Raw genomic sequence first — 23,975 nt, forward strand, 5'->3', positions numbered from 1 at the left:
CCAGGTGGGCCGGTCGTCGTGATGTCCACGGTCAGTGCGGCGTAGGCCCCGTCGTCGACCTATCTGTCGCCCCGGGGGACGTCGGTGGGCGTGCCCCCCGAGTCGCCGCGGCTCGTGTTCTTCGCCCGGGCGGTGATCTCCCGCCAATCCGTTCGGTACGTCGAGTGTTTCGCGACGGCATCGCCGACGTACGCCGCCACATTCGCCTGATCGACCGCGGTGCCGTACGGAATGTCCCAGGTCATGAGGACCGATGATCCCTTGCGCAGCACCGCTAACGGGTCATCGAGGATCACCCCGTACAGGAACCGAATGGCGACGGAGGCCTTGCCCGCGTCCAGCGCGACGACCCAGAACCGTCGCTCGCCGGGCAACGCATACATGAGGATGCCGTAGCGAACCGCGGCCACCAGTTCGGGGGCGGTTCGCGTGATCACCGAATGCAGCTCGCGTACCAGGGGCGCCGCGGCCGGAACTGCCGTAGGCGTGATCCGGTGGAGATACTCCGACAACGGATCCGACGTCGTCACCACCGCTGCAGCCTCCGCTCGTGCCGGCAGCGGCAGCAGGGCCGCCGTCCACCGTGGCCGCATGCGGGCCTCACAGCAGGGTGCCCGCGGCCGCCGGGGTACGCCGGCGGGCGTACCCGATGAGGGCCGCGGAACCCAGTGACGCGACCGCCGCCAGCACGAGGGCGACCTGGTAGCCCCCCAGTCCAGGGACGGCCGAGCCCGGCGGGGTCGCAGCCGTGGCGGTCGCCGCGACGATGGCGGTCCCGAGAGCCTGGCCGATGGTGCGACAGATGAAGTTCATCCCGGTGGCAACTCCCCGTTCCGGTGGTACGACCACCGTGACGATGTACGCCGGCGATGCCGACATCGACGCGCCGGTACCGGCCGTACACAGGCAACTGCCGATAACCAGAGCCCAGGCGTTGTCGTTCCAGACAGCCAGCAGGACCAGACTCAGCCCGGCGACGATCGATCCGCCCATGAGCGATCGTCGAAGCCCGATGCGGCTGGCGACGCGGGGGAGCAGTGCCGACGAGGCGGCCTGCACCAGGGAACAGGGCACGATGATCAGCGTCGCGGCGAGAATGCCGAGGCCGAGGCCGTAGCCACTGGCCGGATCGCGTTGGCTGATCGCCACGAACGACAGCAGCATGCTGAGCTGCCCGACCCCCAGCGCGATGGCTCCGACGTTCGTCGACAGCACCGGCCAGCTCAGGAACACCCGCATGTCCACCAGCGGATGGGCGGCCAGGTAGCCCTGCGCTATCCAGAGGCCGCCGCTGACCAGCCCGACGCCGGCGAAGGCAAGGGTTGCCGGTGAGCCCCATCCCCAACTGCCTCCCTCCGCCAGTGCGACGAGGATTCCGACCAATGCCATGGTGAGCAACGCCCCACCGACGACGTCGCCGTCGCCGCTTGTGGCCGACCGCGTTGCCGGCACGGTCAGCCACGTGGCCAGGAACGCGGCCAGGGCAATACCGGTCAAGACCCAGAAGACGGCTTGGATGCTGCCGGTACCCGCGACGATGAGTCCACCCATCGGCGCGCCGAACCCACCGCCGACCGACGCGGCGGCACTGACGATGCCGATCCCGAAAGTCCTCCGCCGGACAGGGATCAGGTCCGCGACCACCGCGAAGCCGAGGGGAGCTGAGGCGACCCCCGGCCCCTGCAGGAAGCGCGCGACGAGCAGCGCGGCGACGTTGTCGGTGGCGGCGGCCAGCACGCAGCCGCTCAACAGCAGTCCAAGTGACAGCAGCAGGACATGCCGCCGCCCGTAACGATCGCCCAGTCGCGCCAGCAGGGGAATGGACACCGTTCCGGCGATCAAGGTCACCGTCACGATCAGATTCGCCGTCGCCGCCGATATGCCGTAGTGCGTGCTGGCCATCGGGACCAGCGGGACGACAGCGGTCGACAGCAGCCCGAAAGTCAAGGGCCCCAAGCACAATCCCCCGAGAAGCAGGACCTGGCGGGCCCGGCTCAGCTCGGTCGTCGCCATCCGGCTCCTTCGCGTGCTCACGTCATCCCCGTGTGCCCCGCGAGTGTGGTGGCGTCGGCCACCGGACCACGGCGCGCCGTGAGGCGCCTGGTGGGCGCCGACCGGATGCCGTGGATATCGTCCCGGCCAGGATGGTAGGCGAACTGGACCATATCGCGGTACGCCGGGCGTCCCCGGAGCCGACCTCGTCCGTTCGTGCGGCGTTCCTGTTGTGGCTCATCGAGGGTTCGCCGTGCCACCTACCATGCACACCGCGGCCGTGACGGCCTGCCGACAGACGGGGGATTGATGGCCGGCGATCCAGGCGACGGTGATGCGCCGATCCGGCGATCGCCGAGTGGGCGCATTCCGCGCTGGGTCATGGACGAGGCGGCCGGCCGCACACCGATCGATGCGGTGCCGTTCCGAAGCGGTAGTACCGATCTGACGACCCCAGACGCCGCGAGGTGGCGAAGCAGTCGGCGGCCTCCCACAGCTGCTGTCGTCGTCATCCTGTTCCTCGCCTGCGTCGCGGCGTCCGTGGTGGCGTCGGTCGTGCTGCGCCTGGCACCCGAGATCGAAGCCGGACCGGGCGAGCTGCCGCCGGCGTCGGATTCCCGTCAGGCAGTGGCGCCGCCCCTCGGTTTCGAGGAAGCCGGCCACCCCCTGGGACATCCGCCCGCGATCGCCTCGGCTGCCAAGCCGGGCTACCGCGTGATCGCCCACCAGCCGGATAGCGCGACCGCGGTGACCTGGTCGCCCTGCCGACCGATTCACTATGTCGTCCGCCCGGACAAGGCACCCGCTGGCGGAGAGCGGCTCATCGCGTCGGCCATCGCTCGGGTCGCGGCCGCGACCGGCTTGTCGTTCGTCAACGACGGGACCACCACCGAAGCGCCACAGGAGGATCGACCGGCCTATCAGCCCTCGCGGTACGGCGAGCGCTGGGCGCCAGTGCTCATTACATGGGCGACGGCCGATGAGGTACCCGACTTCGGTATCGACGTCCTCGGCGAAGCGGGTCCGGTCCGGGTCCGCACCCCTAGCGGGGACGACGCCTTCGTCTCAGGCACAGTCGCACTCGACGCAGCGAAGATGGGCAAGGCACAGGCCCGCTACGGCGACGACGTCGCTCGGGCAGCGGTGCTACACGAACTCGGACACCTTCTGGGTCTCAGCCACGTCAATGACAAGAACCAGATCATGTGGCCGCAGCTCCAGCCGGCGGTCGTCGACTACCAGGCCGGAGACCTGCGGGGTCTCGCCGTACTCGGCAGTGGTTCCTGCCAGCCCGACGTCTGAAGCATTTCGGACGTCCCGCTCGCTGAACTCCCACTGACCGAAGTGTGACAACGCGGAATGGCCGTCCCTGTGGTGCACCCGCCTGCTGCCGTACCGGGAGGCTCCGGTCATGCCGGTCTCAATCGGTGCTGTCCTCGATCGTGCTCTCGACGTAGGCCTGCGCTTCGTCCTGGTCCTGCGGGATGTCCGCCCGCCGTTCTGCGTCGTCCCCATGGGGTTCCGATGCTGCGGACGACGTCGCGACCGCGTCGGAGTCATCGTCGGTGTCAGTGATGCCGAGCTGCTTGGCGACGGTGTCGCGTGCCTCGTCGGCCGCCTTGTTGATGTCGTCGAGTTCGTCGTTGTTCGTCATCGTCGTCCCTCACTGTCGCCCGATCGAGGCGGCAGTGGTGCCCGGCGGTACCTGTCGGCAAACGCCCAGCGCCATGGCCGTGCGGTGCAGGCAGCGTCAGTGCCGCCGAGGACGGCACGTGTTCCGCCTCAGCGCCGAAGCCGCGGTACCCCGCTGCGCAGCCGCAATCGGTGCTGCAGTGGCGGGACCGCGATGCGGGTTGACCTCAGCCGATCTCGAGGTCGTCCGAGGCCAGCAGGCCGATCTCGACCAGATCCAGCGGGTGCACCCATTCGTCGCTGACCGGAACGCCGCCGGCGTTGGCGATCGCGGTCCGCAGCGGAATGGCCCAGACATGCTCGATGAGCGCGATCGCCGCCGCACTCCCGGGAGCGATCGCCTCGGCGACGTCCCAGACCTCGGCTTCGTCGATGAGGTGTCCGTCGGTCGCGGCTACGGCCTCGGCCCCGGCGACAGCGCCCAGTTCGGCGCCGGCTTCGCCCGCCGCTCCCAGACCCAACAGTGCACCGACGGTCGCGCCGAGCCCCTCGGCCTCGTCGAGCGACAAGTCGCTCCACTGCAGCGCGGCCAGGTCCCCGTCCAGATTCTTCTGCACCACCAGCGCGTCGATCAGCCGGATCACGTTGGTGTCCCGCAGCCGATTGAGTTCGGTGAGGATCTCTCCGGTGAAGTTGGGCTGGTCGAAACCGACGACGAGTAGTTGCACCGGTCCGATGGGCATGGGTCGAACTCCTCAAACGTGGTGATGCGTGGCTGGGGCTGCGTAAGGCGGAGGTCGGTCAGGCGTTCAGGATCTTGAGCTTCTCTGCGTCGAACTCGGCCTGCGTCAAGACGCCGGCGTCGAGCAACTGCTTGAGTTTCATCAGCTCCGCGAAGTTGTCCGGGGCAGGCGCATCGGCAGCAGGGGTCGCGGCCGGCGGGGCCTGTGCCGCTTGAGCCTGTGCTGTTTGGGCCTGCGCTGCTTCGGCCTTGGCGGCACCCCGCTTGGAGGCGACATGCGCGGTCGCTCCGAGTACGGCGGCACGACGCAACATCCTGGGCATGGTCGGCTCCTTGGCGACGGCTGAGCCACGGCTCTCCGGATCGGCGCCCGGGTCGTTGAGGCCAGCGAGGTGGAGGGCGGCGAGGCGGCGGCGTGTTGGCGCCGTCGCCTCCCCGGAACGCCGCCGACAGTACCTCGCACGATGCCGGCTGGGTATGGGTTCCGGGCTCCCGTTGATCAGCCTGCTCGCACCACGTTGCGGACGAGTGCGGCGTACCCCCGGCAGCCCGCAGCGGTGAGGTGGATGCCGTCGCCGCCCAGCCAGCTCGTACGACGCAACTCCGACGCGGCGTTCCAGTCCGCGAGCCGTGCGTTGGGGTAGCGCGGTATCGCCGCGCGAAGCATCGTGTTGCTCCGATTCTCGAAGGTGTAGCGGCGATAGTCGTTGCGCAACTGCAGGGTGAGCCAGACGACCAACCGTTGCGGGCCGGCGAGGCGCATGATCCGGTCGACCCACGGCCGGGTGAGGCCACCGTTGGTGCCCAGGTGGACGACGAGAATCGGCGGCAGCGTCCGTCGGTGGGCGGCGATCACCGCGGCCCCTGCCGAGGCCTGCCGGCTGCCGACCGCGTCGACGGCGAACCTCTTGCTGGCCAGGCAGGATCGCGCGCCCAGCATCACCGAGTCACCGACCGCGTACGCCCGCCCCGCCACGACCCGGCGCGACACCGTCCCGTCCTCGCCGGCGGGGGCGACGGTTCCAGAACGAGTGACGGTGTCGGGCCCGACCGCCACGGCGTGCCCGGTCGTCGTCGGTATGGCGGCCACGGAGGCCACTGCTGTCGGTGTGGTGGAGTCGGCCGTCGTTGCGGCCCCGCCGCAGGCAGTGATCGTCAGGGCCAGCCCACAGGCGAGTGCGCCGGTGGCACCGACCCGCATGGCGCCCTCCTGGGTGACGTGGAGATCGCGTGGCGGGGCGATCATGGCACGGCGCCGCACGATCGACCGGGCTGGCTGCGATGCAGCGGTTCGCGGGCCTCGGCTGAGGCGACGAGAATCGGGTGAAGCAAGGAGAAAGGCCCCGGACAGCTGTCCGGGGCCTTTCGTCAGGTCGGGGGTGCTGCTCAGTCCTCCACGGTCTTGACCACGTCGGTGAGCCGGTGGGTCTCATCGAGGATGGAGGCGGCCTTGTCCTTCAGTGCCGCGCCGTGCTCGGCGTAGTGGTGCGAGCAGAAGAGCAGCTCTCCACCGGCCGTGAGCGCCACGCGCACGTAGGCCTGTGCTCCGCAGCGGTCGCAGCGGTCCAGGGCCGACAGCGTCGATGTCGTGGGGGCCAGCGTCTGCGTCATGAGCTCCTCCTCACGGACCGGCGGGCACCACGCCCGGCAGGTCCTGCACCCGAGTCAACATAGTGACACCCCGGATTCGTTCCCGGGTCTCCCATTCGGCCAGGTTCGCCGTCGGCTGACAGCAGCATCCGGTGCGGTCCTTCCCATGACCAGCGCCTTTACTCTCCTGTAACCAGCTCGACGCGGTGTGAGTCACCTCACCCGTCGGGCGTGTCCCTGGATCTGGCCCGGTCGCGGATGCCGGTGCCGGTGCTGCGCCGGGCCGGCAGTGCGGGAGATCACCGCAGCGGTGCGCGCGGCGGGTCGGGACGTGTCGGTGCCGCGGCTAGCCTGACCCGCGTGAGTGTGGAGTCGGCCGACCCGGTGGAGAAGCCGCGGCGGCGTGCCGCCGCGCGCGGGGGCTCGGCGTACTCCGCCAAGCACTTGTCCGTCCTCGAAGGTCTCGAGGCGGTGCGCAAGCGGCCGGGCATGTACATCGGGTCGACCGACGGCCGTGGGCTCATGCACTGCCTGTGGGAGATCCTGGACAACTCCGTCGACGAGGCCCTCGCCGGGCACTGCCACGCAGTCGAGGTCGTGCTGGCCGCCGACGGATCGGTCGAGGTACGTGACGACGGTCGCGGCATCCCGGTCGACGTCGAGCCGAAGACCCGGCTCAGCGGCGTCGAAGTGGTGATGACGAAGCTGCACGCGGGCGGCAAGTTCGGCGGCGGTTCGTACGGCGCCTCCGGGGGACTGCACGGCGTCGGGGCGTCGGTGGTCAACGCGTTGTCCGCGCGGCTCGACGTCGAGGTCGACCGGGACGGCAAGACCCACGCGATCTCCTTCCGCCGGGGCGTCCCGGGCGTCTTCGACGGCGACGGGCCCGACGCGGAGTTCACCCGGCGCAGCGGGCTGCGGGTGATCGGCACCGTGCCGCGCCGGCGGACCGGGCACCCGACCGGGACCCGCGTGCGCTGGTGGCGCGACCCGCAGATCTTCACCGGCGACGCCCGCTACGACCTCGACGGCGTCCGGGAACGGGTGCGGCAGACGACGTTCCTGGTGCCCGGTCTCACCATCGCGCTGCGCGACGAACGCGGCCCGGGCGACCCCGTGGTCGAGGAACACCGGCACGACGGCGGGCTGTCGGACTTCGTCGTCGCCCTCGCCGACGGAGAGCCGGTCACCGGCGTGCTGCGACTGACCGGGACCGGGCACTTCCACGAGACCGTGCCGGTGCTCGACCGTGCCGGTCACCTTGTCTCCCAAGCGGTGGAGCGCGAACTCGGCGTCGATGTCGCGCTGCAGTGGTCGACCGGCTACGACGCGGACATCCGGTCCTTCGTCAACGTCGTGGCCACGCCCAAGGGCGGCACCCACGTCGCGGGCTTCGAACGGGCGTTGGTCGGCGTACTCAACGACGCGGTCAAGAACTCGAAACTGGTGCGCAACGGCGAGGAACGGCTGTCCAAGGACGACGTCACCGAGGGGCTCACCGCTGTGGTGACGGTCCGGCTCGCCGAACCGCAGTTCGAAGGGCAGACCAAGGAGATCCTCGGTACGCCGGCGGCCAGCCGCATCGTCTCCCACGTCGTCACCAGGGAACTCGGGGCCTGGATCGCCACGCCGCCTCGCGGCGACAAGGCGATCGTGCGGGCCACTCTCGACAAGGTGGTCGGCGCGATGCGCGCGCGCGTCGCCGCGCGGGCCCACCGCGACGTGCAGCGCCGCAAGACCGCCCTGGAGTCCTCGGCCATGCCGGCGAAGCTGGTCGATTGCCGCAGCGACGACGTCGAACGCACCGAGCTGTTCATCGTCGAGGGAGACAGCGCGCTGGGCACGGCGAAGATGGCGCGGGACAGCGAGTTCCAGGCGCTGCTACCGATCCGGGGGAAGATCCTGAACGTCCAGAAGTCGTCGGTCGGCGACATGCTGAAGAACGCCGAATGCGCGTCGATCATCCAGGTCGTCGGTGCCGGCTCGGGCCGTAGTTTCGACCTGGAGTCGGCCCGCTACCAGAAGGTGATCCTGATGGCCGACGCCGACGTCGACGGCTCCCACATCCGGTGCCTGTTGCTCACCCTCATGCACCGGTACCTGCAGCCGCTGCTGGAAGCCGGGCGAGTCTTCGCGGCGGTCCCGCCGCTGCATCGTGTCGAGATCGTCGGCGGCGGAGGCAAACGCAACGAGGTCCGATACACCTACAGCGACAACGAACTGCAGCGGGTCCTCGCCGAGGCGGGCAGCCAGGGCCGGCGCGTCAAGGATCCGGTGCAGCGCTACAAGGGCCTGGGGGAGATGGACGCCGCCCAGCTACGCGAGACGACGATGAGCCCCGGATCCCGCACGCTGCGGCGGATCACCGCGGCCGACGCCGACGCCGCCGGTGAGGTCTTCAGCCTGCTCATGGGCAGCGAGGTGGCCCCCCGCAAGGAGTTCATCGTGGCGGGGGCCGCGACGATGGACCGGTCCCGACTCGACCTCTAGCGCCTGACGTGGACGGGGCCCGCCCGGCCGACCTCGTTGGCGCGTGGCGCGGCGGCTACAGGTCTGCGGGCCGCAGCGCGCCGGTCGCCACGTCGTACACCGCACCGGCGACGACCAGCTGTTGGGGCAGGAACGGGTAGCTGCGGATCCGTTGCAGGTCACCGGCCAACGTCGCCTGCTGGTCGCTGACAGTACGGATCTCCAGGCTGCGGGTGTCCACGCCGTACTGCTGCGCAATGGTCGCGTGGATCTCCGCCTCGCTTGCGCTGGCCATCTTGCAGTCCGTGTGCGGCATGACCAGCACCCGCTCGACCCCGAGCAGGTAGCTGGCCAGGACCAGCGTGCGCAGCACGTCATCGGTCACCCGCGCGCCGGCGTTGCGCAGGATCTTCACGTCGCCCGCGGACATGCCGAGGATCCCCAGCGGGTCGATCCGGGAGTCCATGCAGGTGACGACGGCGAGTCCGCGGGCCGCCCGCCCGGTCAGGCCGGTGCCGCCGAACCGGGCGGCGTAGGTCTCGTTGGCGGCCAGGACGTCGGCGAAGGCATCGCGCGGAAAGGCCGTGTCGCCGTTGGCCGATGCAGGGGAGGTGACCATGGGCCGACAGGCTAGCCGGGCCACAGCTGGCCACGACGGCCGGTCGCACCGGCCTGCCGCTACGCTCGCCCGGCTGGGCCACCACCGGCCCGGGGACGGCCCCGCCGCCCCGAGCGGCGGCGGCAATCCCGTCCCGTGAGGAGCCCCGTGGCAGACCGTGCTCTCCGTGTGGCCATCGTCGGAGCCGGCCCGTCCGGCATCTATGCAGCCGATGCGCTGACCGCCGACGGCGCCCACAGCGTCGACATCTTCGATCGCCTGCCCGCCCCGTTCGGCCTGGTGCGGTACGGCGTCGCTCCGGACCACCTGAGTATCCGGTCGGTGCGGGGCACGCTGGAGAAGGTCTTCGACCACCCGACGGTGCGGTTCCTCGGCAACGTCGAGGTGGGCCGCGACGTCACCGTCGCGGAGCTGCACGACCACTACGACGCGATCGTCTTCACCTACGGCGCGGCTCGCGACCGACGGCTCGGCATCCCTGGTGAGGATCTCGTGGGCAGCATCGCCGCCACCGATCTGGTGGCCTGGTACTGCGGCCATCCGGAGGCCCCGCGAGAGCTGATCGAGGATGCCCTCGCGCACGCCAACGCGGCCGTCGTCGTCGGGGTCGGCAATGTGGCGGTCGACGTGACCCGGGTGCTCGCCAAGACGGTCCCCGAACTCGATCACACCGACATGCCGCAGCACGTCTTGGACCAGCTGGCCCGCAGCACGATCACCGACGTGTATCTGCTGGGCCGCCGCGGGCCGGTGCACGCCACCTTCACCACCAAGGAACTGCGGGAACTCGGCGAACTGGTCGAGGCGGACCCGGTCGTGCTGGAACACGATCTGCAACTGGACGACGCGTCCCGGGCGGCGTTGGCCGCCAACCGGGTCGCGGTGCGCAACGTCGACGTCCTGGCCGAATGGTCGGCTCGTGCTCCGGCCGGGCGGCCCCGCCGTATCCACGCCCGGTTCTGGTCGCGGCCGGTGGAGATCGTGGGCGTGGACCGCGTCGAGGGCGTCGTGGTGGAACGCACCGAGCTGGACGAGAACGGCGCGGTCCGCGGTACCGGGGTGATCGAGACGGTGCCCGCCCAGCTGGTGGTCCGCTCCGTCGGCTACCGGGGGATCCCGTTGGCCGGCCTGCCGTTCGACGCGGACCGCAACGTCGTGCCCAGTGAGGACGGCCGGGTGCTGCGCGATGGCGCGGTGGTGACGGGCGAGTACGTCGCCGGCTGGATCAAGCGAGGGCCCACCGGGATCATCGGCACCAACAAGAAGGATGCCGCGGCCTCTGTCGCCTCCTTGCTGGCCGATGCTGCCGGTCTGCCGCGGCCGGCGTCGCCGGAGCCGGCCGCCATCGATGCGCTACTGGCCGAGCGCGGCGTGGCCGTGGTGGACCTGCCGGGCTGGCAGGCGATCGACGTCGCCGAGCAGGAACTCGGCGCGTTGTACGGGCGGCCCCGGACCACCCACCACGACCGCGACACGATGCTGAAGATCAGCCGCGGGACACCGCCGGCCTGAGCGCACCCTGGCGCGATCGTGACGCGGCACGATCCCGATGGCTCAGCCCCGATCGGGGATCCGGCGAGGCCGGCAGCTCAGCACCAGTCGGGGATCCGTCGCGGCGTGGCCGCGACGAACACCTCCGGCATGACGTCGGCCTTGCCGCACGACTCCGGCCGTGGCGGCGCGGCGACGGTGCGGACGACGTCGACCCGCCAGGCACGGCCGTCGCGGTGCCGGACCTCGGTGCGGCACAACGGTGGCGTCGGCCCGGGCGCCGGCCCTGCCGGCGCCGAGGAGACCACCCCGGTCGGACGTACCAGCAGCACGTCCAGGTCGTCGATACGTGTCCGCGGATGCGCCCGGCGTACGGCGAACTCAGCGGCCTGCAGCGGGCGACGGAACGACGACCGGCCGCGGTAGTGCTCCAGCGGCAGCTCGCCGGAGTCGACCGCGCTCAGCAGGGCCCGGGCGGACGCACTGTCCAGCCGGCCGTGCACGGTGCCGTGCGGCAGGACGAGCACGGTCGGTGCGAACCGGTGGCCGCCGATGTGCGACGCCTCCCAGATCCGTTCCGCCAGCAGCGGATCGGCCGCCAGGTCGCGAGCCAGCGGCAACCCGGCCAGGGCGCAGCACACGTCGCGCCGGGCGTTGGTACACACGAACATCACCGGCTCGGTGGTACGCCGCCCCACCGGGGGCAGTTCACCGCGGGCGATGGCGGCGAAGTCCCATCCGAGCAGCTCGGCGGGGTCGGTGATCATCGCCTCCCGCATCCGCATCCCGCCGGGGGCGGTGTGGGCGACCCACACCCGGCGCGCGCCGGCCGTGGACCGCCCGACACCCGGGCCTTCGCGGTCGGTGCCGCCGCCAGCACGGCTGACTGCACGGTCGGTACCGGGGTCCGCAGCGACAGCGGCGTCCCGGTCAGTGGTGTGGTCTGGGCTGTGGTCGTCGGCGTGCCGGCCCGGCCGGCGTGCCAGCAGGATCGTGGTCCCGGTGCCGTCGCTGGCCTTGGCCAGCGCCTCGCCGAGTTCGGCGTCCAGGTGGCTGCTCTGCAACGCCTGCCGCCCCCACGGACCGGCCTGCTCGAGGACGACCCAGGCGCTGGCCACCGGTGCGGTGGCGACCAGCGGCTCGTCGAGCAACGCGGCCGCAGCGCTGCAGGACGGCGGCTGCCCTTGCGCCGGCACGTTCGTCGTCGCGCCGGCCATCGTGGCGATACTCACAGCTGTCCTCCGACCGCGGCCACCGGCTGCGCCGGCGCCGTCCCTGATCCGTCTCGTCGCGAATCCGGTTCCGGCAGGTCGACCGGCCGGCCGGCGGCGGTTGCCGCCAGCGGGGGACCGATGCCGACCCAGGCCAGGACCAGACCGTCCTGTCCGCGCAGCAACCGATGGCACCGCACCCCTCCGGTGGCCCGGCCCTTCGGCGGGTAGACGGCGTACGGCGTGACCTTGACCGACCCCAGATCGGTGCCCGGCAGCGCCGCCGCCGAACCGGCGAGCGTGACCACGACGGCCGCGTCGGCTGGTCGTACCGCGGTGAAGTGCACGGCCACCGCCCCCGCGGCCAGCTTGATCCCGGCGACCCCGCCCGCCGACCGGCCTTGTGGCCGGACTGTGGCGGCGCTGAAGCGCAGCAGTTGCGCGTCCGAGCTCACGAAGACGAGGTCCTCCTCGCCGCTGTCCAGTTCGACCGCGCCCACGACGGCGTCCCCGGCGTCGAGCCGGATCACCGGCCAGTCGTCCTTGTTGGCCGGTACGTCGGGCACGACGCGCTTGACGATCCCGGACCGCGTCCCCAGCGCGAGACCGGCCGACTGCTCAGCCAGCGAGGTCAGCGCGATGCCCTGTTCACCGGCCGGCAGGTCCAGCAGCGCGCCGAGCGGTGCGCCCCCGGACAGCGCGGGACGGTCGGCGGTGGGCGGCAGCGCCGGCAGTTCGAGCACCGGCAGCCGCAGCACCCGGCCGGCAGTCGTCACCACTCCGACGTGGCCTCGCGCCGTGGTTCGGACCGCGGACACCGTCACGTCGTGCGCGGTGCGCGCCCCAGTGGCCGGGATCGGCTCGGCGGTGGTGGTCCGTGCCAGCAGCCCCGTCGAGGACAGCAGCACCCAGCACGGATCGTCGGTGACCTCCAGCGGGGTCGCCGGGCTCGCCACGGCCCCGACGGACTCCAGCAGCACGGTCCGGCGTGGGGTGGCGTAGGCCTTGCTGACCTCGGCCAGTTCGTCGGACACGACCTTCCGCAGCCGGCGGTCGTCGTCGAGGATTTCCGTCAGCGTGGCGATCGTCGTCCGCAACTGCTCCTGCTCCTGCTCGAGCTCGATCCGGGAGAAGCGGGTCAGCCGCCGCAGTGGCATGTCCAGGATGTACGTCGCCTGCACCTCGCTGAGGTCGAAGACCTGTCGCAACCGCTCCCGCGCGGCGGCCGTGTCGTCGCTGGAGCGGATCACCGCGATCACCTCGTCGATGTCGAGGATGGCGACCAGCAGCCCCTCGACCAGGTGCAGCCGGTCGCTGGCGCGGGCTCGGCGGTACACGGTGCGGCGCCGTACGACGTCGCTGCGATGGTCCAGGAAGACCTGCAGCAGCTGTGGCAACGACAACGTGCGCGGCTGCCCGTCGACCAGGGCCACGTTGTTGATCGAGAACGAGTCCTCCAGCGGCGTCAACCGGTACAGCTGCTCGAGCACGGCTTCGGGATGGAAACCGTTCTTCACCTCGACCACCAGGTGCAGGCCGTGCTCGCCGTCGGTGAGGTCGGTGATGTCGGCGATGCCCTGCAGCTTCTTGCTGCGGACCAGCTCGGTGATCTTCTCGATGACCTTCTCCGGGCCGACCGTGTACGGCAGTTCCGTGATGACGATGCCGCGGCGGCGAGCGCTGACCTGCTCGACCCGGGCGCGCGCCCGGATCCGGAACGCGCCCCGCCCGGTCGCGTAGGCCTCCCGGATGCCGTCGAGTCCGGTCACGATGCCGCCGGTGGGAAGGTCCGGGCCGGGGATGAAGCGGAGCAGGTCGTCCAGGCCGGCCCGGGGGTGTGTGAGCAGGTAGCGCGCTGCTGCCACGACCTCGCCGAGGTTGTGCGGCGGCATCGTGGTGGCCATGCCGACGGCAATCCCCGAGGCACCGTTGACCAGCAGGTTCGGGATCGCCGCGGGGAGCACGACCGGCTCCCGCTCCTGGCCGTCGTAGTTGGGTACGAAGTCGACGACGTCCTCGTCGAGGCCGACGGTCATCGCCGTCGCCGGTTCGGCGAGCCGGCACTCGGTGTAGCGCATGGCCGCCGGACCGTCGTCGGGCGTACCGAAGTTGCCGTGCGGATCGATCAGCGGCAGGCGCAGCGAGAATCCCTGCGCCATGCGGACCAGCGCGTCGTAGATGGCGCTGTCGCCGTGCGGGTGCAACCGGCCCATGACCTCGCCGACGACGCGGGCGCTCTTGACGTGGCCACGGTCGGGTCGCAGGCCCATCTCGGCCATCTGGAACAGGATGCGGCGCTGCACCGGCTTCAGCCCGTCGCGCGCGTCCGGCAGCGCCCGGGAGTAGATGACGGAGTAGGCGTACTCCAGGAACGACCCGCGCATCTCGTCGGCGACGTCCACGTCGACGATCCGCTCGGGGACGTCGGCCGGTGGGGGGGTGGTCCGGCGGGCCATCGGTTGCGGCCTCCTCGGCTCGGGGCAGGTTGGCAGTCGCCGTAGCGCCACCGTGCGCCGATTGTCCCCGACGTCTCCGGCCGCGCGGTCAGCTGGGGATATCCCGGCGTGCCGCGCTCAGGGCCGCGCGCCCACGGTCGACACCGCACGGCTGGCCAGCCGGTTGCCCATCGCGAGGGCCAGCGCAGGCTCGGCGCCGTCCACCCAGGCCGGCAGCAGACCAGCGGTGAAGGCGTCGCCGGCCCCGGTGGTGTCGACCACGTCGACCGCCAGCGTCGGCGCGCTGACCGTCGCGGCGCCCCGGGTCAGCCACAGCGCTCCGTCAGGGCCGAGCGTCACCACGACGGTCCCGAACGACTCGGCGAGGGACCGGCCGGCAGTCTCCGGATCCGGCTCGCCGGCCAGCGCGCAGGCCTCTTCCCGGTTGGCCAGCAGGAGGTCGACGCCGTCCACCCACGACAGGAAGCGCGCCACGCCGATGTCGCGCAGCGGCCCGAACGAGGAGGGGTCCACGCTGGCGGTCATGCCGCGGCGGCGGGCCTGGTCGAGCGCAGCGAGCCCCGCCATCCGGGATCCCTCGTGCAGCAGCGTGTAGCCGGACAGGTGCAGGTGCGCGCCACCGACGAACAACGGCTCCGGCAGGTCTGCCGGGGTCAGCGAGCCGTTCGCGCCGGCGTCCGGCAGCATCGTGCGCTCGCCGTCCGGACCGACCAGCACCACGCAGGTTCCGGTGTGCTCCAACGGATCCACCGCGATGTGGACGTCCACTCCGCAGGCAGCGAGGTCGCGCTTGGCGTGCTGCCCGAGGCCGTCGTCACCGACCTTGCCGACGTAGGCGGTCGCGTGGCCTTCGTGCGAGAGCCAGGCCGCGGTGTTCGCGCCGGACCCGCCGCCGCGGGTGCGGATACGAGCGTCGCGGGTGCTGCCGGAATCGGGCGCGTCCTCGAGCAGGACGACGATGTCGCTCATGACGTCGCCGACGACCACGAAGGCGGGGTTCACCGGCGGGATCCGCGGCACGCTCGCTCATCGTCCATGTGGTCACGGTAACCGGCTGATCACGACAACCGGCTGATCAGGCAACCGGCGAGGCGCTGCCGGGGCCCGGTGGCGTCGCGACGGCTGAAGCGCGGTTGTGCACCGTTCGGCATCGGGCGGGCACGGTGGGAGGATCGCGGCATGACCGAACTCACCGCGCTCGGCGAGCAGCTGCGGACCGATATCGAGCGCAGCGGCTACTACCCCGACCTGGTCTCGGACTCCTTGGGGACCGCGCTCGCGCAGGAACCGGTGACGTCGTACGTCGTCCACCACGAGGCCACGTTCGACCACGACGAGCTGCGCCGCCACGTGACGGTCCTGGCGCTGACCCCGACCCGGCTCATCGTGGGGCACACCGACGAACACCCGGCCGACGACTCCTCGCCGGTCCCGTATGCCACCGCCTCCACGGAGGCGGTCCGGCTGGACCGGGTCGACTCGGTGGTGGTGACCCGGGTGGTCGCCGAACCGGCGGGGTTCCGCGCCGGCGGGCCGTTGCGGGAGTTGGTGCTGACCATCGGCTGGGGCGCGGTCAGCCGGATCGACCTGGAACCGGCGTCGTGCGGCGACCCGGACTGCGAGGCCGACCACGGCTACACCGGGACCGCCAGCAACGATGATCTGTCGCTGCGGGTCTCCGACGCGGCCGACGGCAGTGACGTGGTGGCGCAGGCGCTGCTGTTCGCCGCGGCCCTGTCGGCTGCCACCGGCCGTCGGCTGGCGTGACCGACCTGCGGCTCCCGCCGTACGGCGCCGGCACCATCGCCGAACTCCTGCCGTCGGTCGCCGCCGGGCTGGGGGTGCGCGGGTACGCCGACGTGCTGGGCCTCGGCGACGCGGACCGCGTGGTGGTGATCCTGGTCGACGGGCTCGGCCGCGTCGCCTTGCAGCGTCATACGGCGATCACCCCGGTGCTGTCCGGGCTGACCTCATGGGCTTCGGGCCTGTCGACCGGCTTCCCGTCGACCACGACGGTGTCGCTCGGGTCGCTCGGCACCGGCCTGCCGCCCGGCGCGCACGGCCTGGTCGGCACCGTCTTCTGGCTGCCTGAAGCTGACCGCACGCTGTCGCCGCTGGGCTGGCGCGACGATCCCAACCCCATCGCCACGCAGCCGGAACCCACTGTGCTGGAACGAGTCGCCGCGGCCGGAGTGGCGGTGACGACGGTATCGCCGCGATCGTTCGAACAGTCCGGACTGACCCGCGCCGCGTTGCGCGGTGCGCGGTACCGCGGCGCGGACGGCCTGGGTGAACGGGTGGGCGAGGTGTGTGCGGCGCTGGCGGCGCCGGGCCGGTCACTGGTGTACGTCTACCTGGGGGACCTGGACAAGACCGGTCACGTCCACGGCCAGGACTCCGAGCACTGGCGCACCGAGCTCGCCCTGGTCGACCGGTTCGTTGAACTGCTCTGTGCCGCAGTCGGTCCGGCGACCCGTATCGTGCTGACCGCCGACCACGGCATGGTCGACTGCCCGGACTCCGAGCGGGTGGATCTGGACGCCGACCCGGCGCTCAACGAGGGTCTGGCGGTGTTGGCGGGCGAGCCGCGGGCGCGCTACGGCTATGCGCGGCCCGGTGCGGCAGCCGACCTGGTCGCCGCGTGGCAGGAACGGCTGGCGGGCTTGGCCGATGTCCTCAGCCGCGACGACGCGGTCGCCCGGGGACTGTTCGGCGAGGTGGAACCCGGCCTCGTCGACCGCATCGGCGACGTCATCGCCATCGCCCGCGGGCAGGTCGTGCTGGCCAGCCCGCGGACCGATCCGGTCATCTCCGGGCTTCGGGGCCAGCACGGCGCGCTGAGCGAAGCGGAGTACGCCGTACCCCTGCTGCTGTGGGGCCCGTGACCCTGGTCCGCCTGGGCCCGTGCGCTTCGGGGCCGCTGGGGAGCGTGACCCCGGCTGCCGGGGCCTTTGACCCTGGCTGCCTGGCCGGTCACTCGTCCGGGCGGCCCGATCCGAAGAGGATCTCGTCCCAGGTCGGGACGCTGCTGCGCTTGGCCTTGCGGGCCGCTCGCCGCCGGGCGACCGGCACCGTGTCGTGCGTCGCACCGGCCTCGGCCGGATCGGCCGGCACGTCGTACGCCGCCCCGGTCTCGGCCGCCTGCTCCGGCGGCGCCTCGGTGATCGGGGACGTCCACGGCGCGAGCAGGTCGGGGTCGAGCAACGGCGGCTCATCGGTGGCAGCGGGCACCGCGACGAGGTGCCGACGGTCCTCGTCGGCCGCCGGGTCCTCGGTCAGCCAGCGGCCATCGTCGTCTTCGGCGACCAGGGTCCGTCCGGCGGTGTCGTACACCCAGGTCGCGACCCGGTCGCCCTGGGCGGCCGGGTAGGCGACCAGGACGGTCCACAACCCGTCGTCCCGCCGCCAGGCGTCCCAGCGCACGTCCTCCGGATCGACGCCGCGCTGCTGCAGCCGCGCGGTGACGACGTCCTCCAGCGCTACCGCGCCTTCCGGGCGCCGCAGCACGCAGCTGCGAGCCTGGCCGGCGACCCATTCGCGCTCGGCCAGGACCGGCCCTTCGTAACGCCGGACCCGCTCCACCGGCAAGCCGGCCAGCTCCGCGACCTCCTCCGCGGTCGCACCGGCGCGGATGCGCGCCTGGATGTCGCGGGGACGCAGCGGTTCGGTGACCGGTTGCGCAGCACGGTTCCGGTCGCGGCGCAGCGTCGCGGACAGCCGCTCGTCGAGGGCGACGCGATACTCCTGACCGTCGCCGTCGGCCGCGGTCAGGAGTAGCCCGGCACCGTCGTCGGTCAGCCGCACGTAGGTGAGTTCCCGCATGCCGACTCCTTCCGGGCGCCCGGGACGGGGGACGTCCGGCGTATCCGGACGGCGATCAGGCGCCAGTCTTGCCCGTCGCCGGGGCGGAATCCAGCAACCCCCGGTCCCCGGGCGCGTTGGCCGCTGGATCCGCGGACCGGCGGTGGTTCGGCGGACCGAACCTGGTACGGCGGCCGCACCGTGCGGGCGCGACCGGCGACGGCTCGACCGTACGACGGCGACCGCGGACCCGCCCGCACCGGCGCCCCGCGCGACGCCGATGATCGGGCCATGACGCAGCTGCCGGCCGAGCCGTACGACACGTTGCTGCTGGTGTCGTTCGGGGGACCGGAGCGGATGGCCGACGTCCTGCCGTTCCTGCGCCACGTGACGCACGGCCGCGACGTCCCGCCGGAGCGCCTGGCGGCGGTGGCTGCCCAGTACGAGGCAGTCGGCGGCGTCTCGCCGCTCAACGCGGCGAACCGGCGGCTGCTGGCAGCGATCCAGGCCAAGGTCAGCGACCTGGGCCTGGCGGTGGCCTGGGGGAACCGGCACGCCGAGCCGTTCCTTGCCGACACGCTGACCGCGTTGGCGACGGCCGGTTCGCGCCGGGTGCTGGCGTTCGTCACCAGTGCCTATTCGTCGTACTCCGGCTGCCGGCAGTACCGCGAGGAACTCGCCGCCGCGCTCGGCGTCGTGCGGGCCGCGGGGCTGCAGCCGCCCACGGTCGACCGGTTGCGGCAGTACTTCGACCACCCGGGCTTCGTCGAGCCGTTCGTCGACTCGACCCTCGCCGCCCTGGCCGGGCTGCCAAGCGGATCCAGCCAGGTCCGGCTGCTGTTCGCCACGCACTCGCTGCCGGTGGCCGCCGCCGCGGTCTGTGGCCCGGCGGGCGGGGCGTACGTCGCCCAGCACCAGGCTGTCGCGGCCCTGGTCGCGCGCCGGGTCAACGCCGAGACCGGGATGGACTACGGCTGGGAGCTGGTGTTCCAGTCCCGGTCCGGGCCGCCCCGCGTGCCGTGGCTGGAGCCGGACGTGAACGACCGCATCGATGCCTTGGCGCAGACCGGCACGGACGCGGTGGTCGTCGTACCGATCGGTTTCGTCAGCGACCACATGGAGGTCGTCTGGGACCTCGACACGGTCGCCGCGCAGCGGTGCCGCGCGGCCGGCATGGCCTTCGCTCGCGCCAGCACACCGGGCACCGATGCGCGCTTCGCCGGCATGGTGCGCGAGCTGGTCCTCGAACGCACCGCCGGCGGCGCCCGGCGGGCCCTCAGCCCCGGGGGCCCGGCACCGGACCGGTGCCCGGCGTCGTGCTGCCCCAACCCGGCCGGGCGACTGCCGGCCGTCGGCGAGGCCGGACCGGCCACACTGTCCGGGTGATTCAGGGCGCCGGCGACGGCCTACTCGACGAGTTGTCCGCGCTGGCCCTCGAGGCGGCCCGTGCCGCCGGCGAGCTGTTGCTGGCCCGGCCCGACCACCTCCCGGTGGATACGAAGTCCTCGCCGACCGACGTGGTGACCGCGATGGACCGCCGCAGCGAGGAGCTGCTGGTCAGCCGGCTGCTGGGGGCCCGCCCGGACGATGGCCTGCTCGGGGAGGAGGGCGGGCAGCGGCTCGGCACGTCCGGCGTGCGGTGGGTGGTCGACCCGCTGGACGGCACCGTCAACTATCTGTACGGACACCCGGTGTGGGCCGTGTCGGTCGCGGCCGAGGTCGACGGGCAGCCGGCGGTCGGCGTGGTGCACTGTCCGGCGGTGGCAGAGACGTACGTCGGCGTCCGGGGTCGCGGTGCGTGGCGGCTGGCGGGGGACGGCCGGCGCGCCCTGCAGGTCGGCCGGCCGCCGGAGCTGGCCGCGGCCCTCGTCGGTACCGGCTTCGGCTACACCGAGCAGCGGCGGCAGTCGCAGGGTCGGGTGATCGGCGCCGTACTGCCGCGCGTCCGTGACGTGCGTCGGGTGGGCGCTGCCTCGGTCGACCTCTGCTGGGTCGCCGACGGCCGGTTGGACGCCTACTGGGAGAAGGGCTTGAAGCCGTGGGACCTCGCCGCCGGTCAGGTGGTGGCGACGGCTGCCGGAGCGCAGGTGATGGGCCTGCGGGGGATGCCGGCCGGTGAGGAGCTGGTGCTGGCGGCGGCGCCCGGCCTGGCCGGGCCGCTGCACGACCTGCTGTGCGACCTCGGCGCGGACGAGGACTGAGGCGTCAGGTGTCCAGCCGCCGCAGCTGCGCCCGGTAGAGGTGGCCGCGTTCCACGTAGTGCGCTGCACCGTCACGGAACGCGCCGACCGCCACGGCGTCCGGCCGGATCCGGGCCGGTACGCCCAGCGCCATCGCGCGGCTGGGGACTTCGGTGCCATTGGGGACGAGGGCCTGCGCGCCGACCAGGGCGTTGGCCCGTACGACGACCCGGTGCAGGACGACCGAACCCGACCCGATCAGGCAGTCGTCCTCGATCGTGCACCCTTCGAGATGGACCCGGTGGCCGACCACGCAGCGGTCGCCGACCACGGTCGGCAGCTCACTCGTGCAGTGCACGACGGTGCCGTCCTGCACCGAGGTCTGGGCGCCGATCCGGATGGTGCCGGCGTCACCGCGCAGCACCGCCCCGGGCCACACCGTGGACTCCGGTCCGATGGTCACAGCTCCGATGACGACCGCATCGGGATGGACCCAGGCCTCCGGATGGATGGCGGGGACGCTGTCCCCCAGCGCGTACACGGGCACCGGCGCTCCGCTCCTTCCTGACGCGGCCCGGCGGGCCGCGCTGCAGCATCCCATCGGTGGCCGCCGAACCGGCGGTACGTCCCCCGCCGATGACCGCTGCGGCCAACCCATACTCGACGCGTGGGCGTGGCGGTTGCGGTCCTGCCGCCGGTGGCCCGGATCGTGGTGCACAATGCGGGCCCCGGTAGGGCATGAATCCGCCAGGCCGGGCGTTGACCGCTCGCACCGAACGACTCGAACGACCCGATCTGGGAGCAGCCCGGCGATGGCCACCGACTACGACGCACCACGCAAGACCGACGACGAGTTGGCTGAGGACAGCCTCGAGGAGCTGAAGGCTCGCCGGGTGGACAAGTCCTCGGCAGTTGTCGATGTCGACGAGGCCGAGCTTGCGGAGTCACTGGAACTTCCCGGCGCCGACCTGTCCGACGAGAGCCTGACCGTGCGCGTCCTGCCACGCCAGGCCGACGAGTTCACGTGCTCGCGCTGCTTCCTGGTGCATCACCGCAGCCAGCTGGCCCAGGAGCGCGGCAGCGAACTGATCTGCCGCGAGTGCGCCGCCTGACCAGCAGCGATCGGCGCTGACGCTGCAGCCCGCAGTTGCCTGGCTCGCGGCGGCCGGCGAGGCACCGACTGACGGCCGCTGCCGGTCCGGCTTCGGCGGCAGCGGGCGCAGCTACGTGGACTGCTCTACCAACAGCTCTGCTGCTGTGAGCGCTGCTGCTACGAGCTCTGGGCGGCCGGGTTGTGGCTGGACGTGGCCGTGGCGGTGGCCCGAGTGACGGCGCGCGTGATCAGGACGTTGGCGACGCTGGCGGCCACCGCGCTGAGTACGGCGAAGATCAGGACCTTGCGCAGCGGCACCTCGATGTCCTCGTTGCGCGGCGGCGGTGTACCGGTGGCCTTGCGGTAGCCAGCGCCGAGAGCCTGTCGTGCGCCCCACGTCGCCGCGATCGCCGCGATCGGTGCCGCGATCTTGATCAGGTCCCGCTTGTCCGCCATCGCGTCGTCCTTCCTGGGCGGCCCCGGCTGACCGGCGGTACCGCGTGTCGGGTGGTCTCAGCCCTCGGTGTCGTCGCGCTCGCCCGCGTTGCCGGACGCCGGCAGGGCGTCGTCTGGGCTGTCGCCGCCATCCTGCCGCACCGGCACGGATCCCGCGTCCGGCAGCGCGGCTTCCCCGGTCGACGGATCGTCGGAGCCGTCGGAGTCCGGGCGCGGCCCGATCGCGGCGTGCCGGGCGGCGGTCAGGGCCGCCACGACCGCGTGCGGATGCCGCGTCGACACCAGCCAGCTGCGGTGCGGGTCGGCCGGATCCGTGATCTCCACCTCGACAGCGGTCGAGGTGGACCAGGTCCGCAGCACGAAGTACGCCGAGACGTCCGCGCCGCGCCCCCGTGCGAGCGCGGCTGCCTGCGGATCCAGGGCCCGCACGCGGCCGACGTACCGCAGCGGCAGTCGCGCCCGGCCCGCCCGGAAGACCCGATCGTCGACCCGTACGACGACCGCGGTCGCCAGGATCGCGGCGACCAACGCGGCTTGCACGGCGACGACGATCACGACGCCGACGGCCACGCCGTACGCGTAGCCGTATGCCACGGCCAGGACTGCGGCGAGGCCGAAGGTGATCGGCCAGAGCCACCAGGCCGGAACGAGTCGCTCGGCGTAGAGGACCTCGACGCCGTCCCGGCCCTCGGCGTCCCGGTCGTCGATGTCCCGGCCGTCGATGTCCCGGCCGTCGACGTCCCGGCCGTCGACGTCGTCGCGCGCGGCGCCCGTGGCGCGTTGCGCTCCCGACCCGGCCATGACCGGCAGCCTGCCAGGTCGACCTCGGGGCGGGCCGCCGGACCACTGGCTAGGGTGCACCGGTGATGGGCGAGCTTCCGGTTTCGGCGGTCGACGTGCCGCTGCTTCGGCTCGATCCCGGGCTGCCGCCGCCGGCGTACGCCCGCGACGGTGACGCCGGTGCGGACCTCATGACCACGATCGACGTCGTCCTGCCGCCGGGGGAGCGGGCGCTCGTGCCGACGGGGGTGGCCGTGGCGATCCCGGCGGGGTACGCCGGCTTCGTCCATCCGCGCAGTGGCCTGGCGGCACGCCACGGCGTGAGCCTGGTGAACGCTCCGGGCACCATCGACAGCGGGTACCGCGGCGAGATCCAGGTGAGCATCGTCAATCTCGATCCCCGCAGCACGGTGCACCTGCACCGGGGTGACCGCATCGCCCAGCTGGTGGTGCAGCGGGTCGAGCACGCCCACTTCACGGAAGTCGAGTCGCTGTCCGCATCCGAACGTGGCGCGGCAGGCTTCGGCTCCACCGGAGGCCACGCGAGTAGCGTGTGACCGCCCGGCGCGCCGGAGGTTCGCCCGAGTCCGGTTGCCCCGGACCGGCTGCCCGATCCCGTCACCCCCCGCCCTCGCCGGCCGACCGACGCCCGGCAACCCCACGAGGAGCTCACCGTGTTCCGACGCCGCCGCCACCAGGACGGCGCTGAGCCGATCGACCCTGATCACGTCGACCCCGATCAGCTCGACGACGATCACGTGGACGGCGAACCGGACGCGGTGACGCAGGCTGCGGGCACCGGCCCGACCGCGCCGCGGCCGGCGGACCGCAGCGCCGGTCCGTACGACGAGGACGAGGCTGCGCCACAGCGCGAGCGGCTGGACCTCGGCGCGCTGCGGCTTCCGGCGGTGCCCGGTGCCGAGATCCGGGTCGAGGTCGACCAGCAGACCGGCGCGGTGACAGCGGTCACCGTGGTGCTCGCCGACTCCGCCGTTCAACTGCAACCGTTCGCGGCCCCTCGCACCGCGGGGATCTGGGACGAGGCGCGGCGGGAGATCAGGGGCCAGGTCAGCTCCAGCGGCGGCACCGTGGACGAGGTCACCGGCCCGTTCGGACCGGAGGTACGGACCCAGGTTCCCGCGCAGTTGCCGGACGGGTCGCCGGCTGTGCAGCCGGCCCGCTTCGTCGGCGTCGACGGCCCCCGCTGGTTCCTGCGCGCGGTCTTCCTCGGTCAGGCGGCGCTCGACCCGGCGGCGGCCGCCGAACTGGAACAGCTGGTGCGCGACGTCGTCGTCGTCCGCGGCGGCGAGGCCATGCCGCCGGGGGAGCCGTTGCCGCTTCGGCTGCCCACCGACGCCGTCGCCGACGGATCCGCCGACGGCGACGGCCCGGCCGGTGCCGGCGACCTGAACCCGTACGAGCGCGGCCCGGAGATCACCGAGATCCGGTAGCCGGCTGGGCGC

Annotated in this window: 25 protein-coding genes; 10 read left to right on the forward strand and 15 right to left on the reverse strand. The window is 72.4% G+C overall.

Annotation, left to right across the window (positions count from 1 at the left end):
• Positions 1-59: 59 nt before the first annotated feature.
• Together EPO13_06135 and EPO13_06140 are read right to left on the reverse strand one after the other, a co-directional pair.
• Entirely contained in the window at positions 60-593 is a 534-nt protein-coding gene (locus EPO13_06135; GenBank protein TAK69461.1) for a DUF1801 domain-containing protein, read from the reverse strand.
• Positions 594-600: 7 nt separating this feature from the next.
• Positions 601-2,013, reverse strand: coding sequence for an MFS transporter (locus EPO13_06140; GenBank protein TAK69462.1), 1,413 nt, complete (start codon positions 2,011-2,013; stop codon positions 601-603).
• Between the two features lie 288 nt (positions 2,014-2,301).
• On the opposite strand from EPO13_06140, the gene EPO13_06145 reads away from it, so the two are divergent.
• Positions 2,302-3,294: a matrixin family metalloprotease gene (locus EPO13_06145; GenBank protein ID TAK69463.1), complete on the forward strand. Its 993-nt coding sequence runs from the start codon at positions 2,302-2,304 to the stop codon at positions 3,292-3,294.
• 118 nt (positions 3,295-3,412) lie between these two features.
• On the opposite strand, the gene EPO13_06150 is transcribed toward EPO13_06145, so the two are convergent.
• The 5 genes from EPO13_06150 to EPO13_06170 form a co-directional block, all read right to left on the reverse strand.
• On the reverse strand, positions 3,413-3,646 hold the full coding sequence (locus EPO13_06150; protein ID TAK69464.1) for a hypothetical protein: 234 nt from the start codon (positions 3,644-3,646) through the stop codon (positions 3,413-3,415).
• 205 nt (positions 3,647-3,851) lie between these two features.
• Entirely contained in the window at positions 3,852-4,367 is a 516-nt protein-coding gene (locus EPO13_06155; GenBank protein TAK69465.1) for a hypothetical protein, read from the reverse strand.
• Between the two features lie 58 nt (positions 4,368-4,425).
• Complete coding sequence (locus EPO13_06160) at positions 4,426-4,689, reverse strand: SHOCT domain-containing protein (GenBank protein ID TAK69466.1); 264 nt, start codon at positions 4,687-4,689, stop codon at positions 4,426-4,428.
• A 176-nt stretch (positions 4,690-4,865) separates the two neighbouring features.
• Positions 4,866-5,612, reverse strand: coding sequence for a hypothetical protein (locus EPO13_06165; protein ID TAK69467.1), 747 nt, complete (start codon positions 5,610-5,612; stop codon positions 4,866-4,868).
• A 140-nt stretch (positions 5,613-5,752) separates the two neighbouring features.
• Positions 5,753-5,977 (reverse strand): hypothetical protein, encoded by a 225-nt coding sequence (locus EPO13_06170; protein ID TAK69468.1) that lies wholly within the window; start codon positions 5,975-5,977, stop codon positions 5,753-5,755.
• A 237-nt stretch (positions 5,978-6,214) separates the two neighbouring features.
• Between EPO13_06170 and EPO13_06175 the strand changes: the two genes are divergently transcribed.
• Entirely contained in the window at positions 6,215-8,446 is a 2,232-nt protein-coding gene (locus EPO13_06175) for a type IIA DNA topoisomerase subunit B (protein ID TAK69745.1), read from the forward strand.
• 55 nt (positions 8,447-8,501) lie between these two features.
• Here the strand turns inward: EPO13_06175 and EPO13_06180 are convergent, their stop codons facing one another.
• Positions 8,502-9,044 (reverse strand): carbonic anhydrase, encoded by a 543-nt coding sequence (locus EPO13_06180; GenBank protein ID TAK69469.1) that lies wholly within the window; start codon positions 9,042-9,044, stop codon positions 8,502-8,504.
• A 135-nt stretch (positions 9,045-9,179) separates the two neighbouring features.
• Here EPO13_06180 and EPO13_06185 point away from each other — a divergent pair, with 135 nt between their 5' ends.
• Positions 9,180-10,556 carry an NADP oxidoreductase gene (locus EPO13_06185; protein ID TAK69470.1) on the forward strand — a complete coding sequence of 459 codons (1,377 nt, stop codon included), beginning with the start codon at positions 9,180-9,182 and terminating at the stop codon, positions 10,554-10,556.
• A gap of 77 nt (positions 10,557-10,633) precedes the next feature.
• On the opposite strand, the gene EPO13_06190 is transcribed toward EPO13_06185, so the two are convergent.
• The 3 genes from EPO13_06190 to EPO13_06200 all read right to left on the reverse strand — a co-directional run bounded on the left by EPO13_06190 (position 10,634) and on the right by EPO13_06200 (position 15,171).
• The gene (locus EPO13_06190) at positions 10,634-11,752 is read right to left on the reverse strand and encodes a sucrase ferredoxin (GenBank protein TAK69746.1); all 1,119 of its coding nucleotides are present in this window, start codon (positions 11,750-11,752) and stop codon (positions 10,634-10,636) included.
• 11 nt (positions 11,753-11,763) lie between these two features.
• Positions 11,764-14,202: a DNA topoisomerase IV subunit A gene (locus EPO13_06195; protein ID TAK69471.1), complete on the reverse strand. Its 2,439-nt coding sequence runs from the start codon at positions 14,200-14,202 to the stop codon at positions 11,764-11,766.
• A gap of 117 nt (positions 14,203-14,319) precedes the next feature.
• On the reverse strand, positions 14,320-15,171 hold the full coding sequence (locus EPO13_06200) for a sugar kinase (protein ID TAK69747.1): 852 nt from the start codon (positions 15,169-15,171) through the stop codon (positions 14,320-14,322).
• Between the two features lie 210 nt (positions 15,172-15,381).
• Here EPO13_06200 and EPO13_06205 point away from each other — a divergent pair, with 210 nt between their 5' ends.
• Both EPO13_06205 and EPO13_06210 read left to right on the forward strand, forming a co-directional pair.
• Positions 15,382-15,969 carry a phosphodiesterase gene (locus tag EPO13_06205; protein TAK69472.1) on the forward strand — a complete coding sequence of 196 codons (588 nt, stop codon included), beginning with the start codon at positions 15,382-15,384 and terminating at the stop codon, positions 15,967-15,969.
• Positions 15,966-17,087 (forward strand): alkaline phosphatase family protein, encoded by a 1,122-nt coding sequence (locus EPO13_06210; protein TAK69473.1) that lies wholly within the window; start codon positions 15,966-15,968, stop codon positions 17,085-17,087. Before EPO13_06205 ends, EPO13_06210 begins: the two co-directional genes overlap by 4 nt.
• Positions 17,088-17,175: 88 nt before the next feature.
• On the opposite strand, the gene EPO13_06215 is transcribed toward EPO13_06210, so the two are convergent.
• Positions 17,176-18,024 (reverse strand): DUF3071 domain-containing protein, encoded by an 849-nt coding sequence (locus tag EPO13_06215; protein ID TAK69474.1) that lies wholly within the window; start codon positions 18,022-18,024, stop codon positions 17,176-17,178.
• Positions 18,025-18,294: 270 nt separating this feature from the next.
• On the opposite strand from EPO13_06215, the gene EPO13_06220 reads away from it, so the two are divergent.
• Both EPO13_06220 and EPO13_06225 read left to right on the forward strand, forming a co-directional pair.
• Complete coding sequence (locus EPO13_06220) at positions 18,295-19,389, forward strand: ferrochelatase (GenBank protein TAK69475.1); 1,095 nt, start codon at positions 18,295-18,297, stop codon at positions 19,387-19,389.
• Positions 19,308-20,204 (forward strand): inositol monophosphatase, encoded by an 897-nt coding sequence (locus tag EPO13_06225; protein ID TAK69476.1) that lies wholly within the window; start codon positions 19,308-19,310, stop codon positions 20,202-20,204. Before EPO13_06220 ends, EPO13_06225 begins: the two co-directional genes overlap by 82 nt.
• 4 nt (positions 20,205-20,208) lie before the next feature.
• Here EPO13_06225 and EPO13_06230 read toward each other — a convergent pair whose 3' ends face one another.
• Entirely contained in the window at positions 20,209-20,784 is a 576-nt protein-coding gene (locus EPO13_06230; GenBank protein ID TAK69477.1) for a gamma carbonic anhydrase family protein, read from the reverse strand.
• Positions 20,785-20,995: 211 nt separating this feature from the next.
• Here EPO13_06230 and EPO13_06235 point away from each other — a divergent pair, with 211 nt between their 5' ends.
• A complete protein-coding gene (locus tag EPO13_06235; protein TAK69478.1) occupies positions 20,996-21,295 on the forward strand; it encodes a DUF4193 domain-containing protein in 300 nt (99 codons plus the stop codon).
• 158 nt (positions 21,296-21,453) lie between these two features.
• Here the strand turns inward: EPO13_06235 and EPO13_06240 are convergent, their stop codons facing one another.
• Both EPO13_06240 and EPO13_06245 read right to left on the reverse strand, forming a co-directional pair.
• Positions 21,454-21,732, reverse strand: a complete 279-nt coding sequence (locus EPO13_06240; GenBank protein ID TAK69479.1) for a DUF4235 domain-containing protein — start codon at positions 21,730-21,732, stop codon at positions 21,454-21,456.
• Between the two features lie 57 nt (positions 21,733-21,789).
• The gene (locus EPO13_06245; GenBank protein TAK69480.1) at positions 21,790-22,533 is read right to left on the reverse strand and encodes a DUF3093 domain-containing protein; all 744 of its coding nucleotides are present in this window, start codon (positions 22,531-22,533) and stop codon (positions 21,790-21,792) included.
• Between the two features lie 65 nt (positions 22,534-22,598).
• Between EPO13_06245 and EPO13_06250 the strand changes: the two genes are divergently transcribed.
• Together EPO13_06250 and EPO13_06255 are read left to right on the forward strand one after the other, a co-directional pair.
• Positions 22,599-23,069, forward strand: a complete 471-nt coding sequence (locus tag EPO13_06250) for a dUTP diphosphatase (GenBank protein ID TAK69481.1) — start codon at positions 22,599-22,601, stop codon at positions 23,067-23,069.
• Between the two features lie 117 nt (positions 23,070-23,186).
• Positions 23,187-23,963: a DUF3710 domain-containing protein gene (locus EPO13_06255; protein TAK69482.1), complete on the forward strand. Its 777-nt coding sequence runs from the start codon at positions 23,187-23,189 to the stop codon at positions 23,961-23,963.
• Positions 23,964-23,975: the final 12 nt, after the last annotated feature.

The sequence above is a fragment of the Actinomycetota bacterium genome (genome assembly GCA_004297305.1).
In the GTDB taxonomy this organism is placed as follows: domain Bacteria; phylum Actinomycetota; class Actinomycetes; order S36-B12; family FW305-bin1; genus FW305-bin1.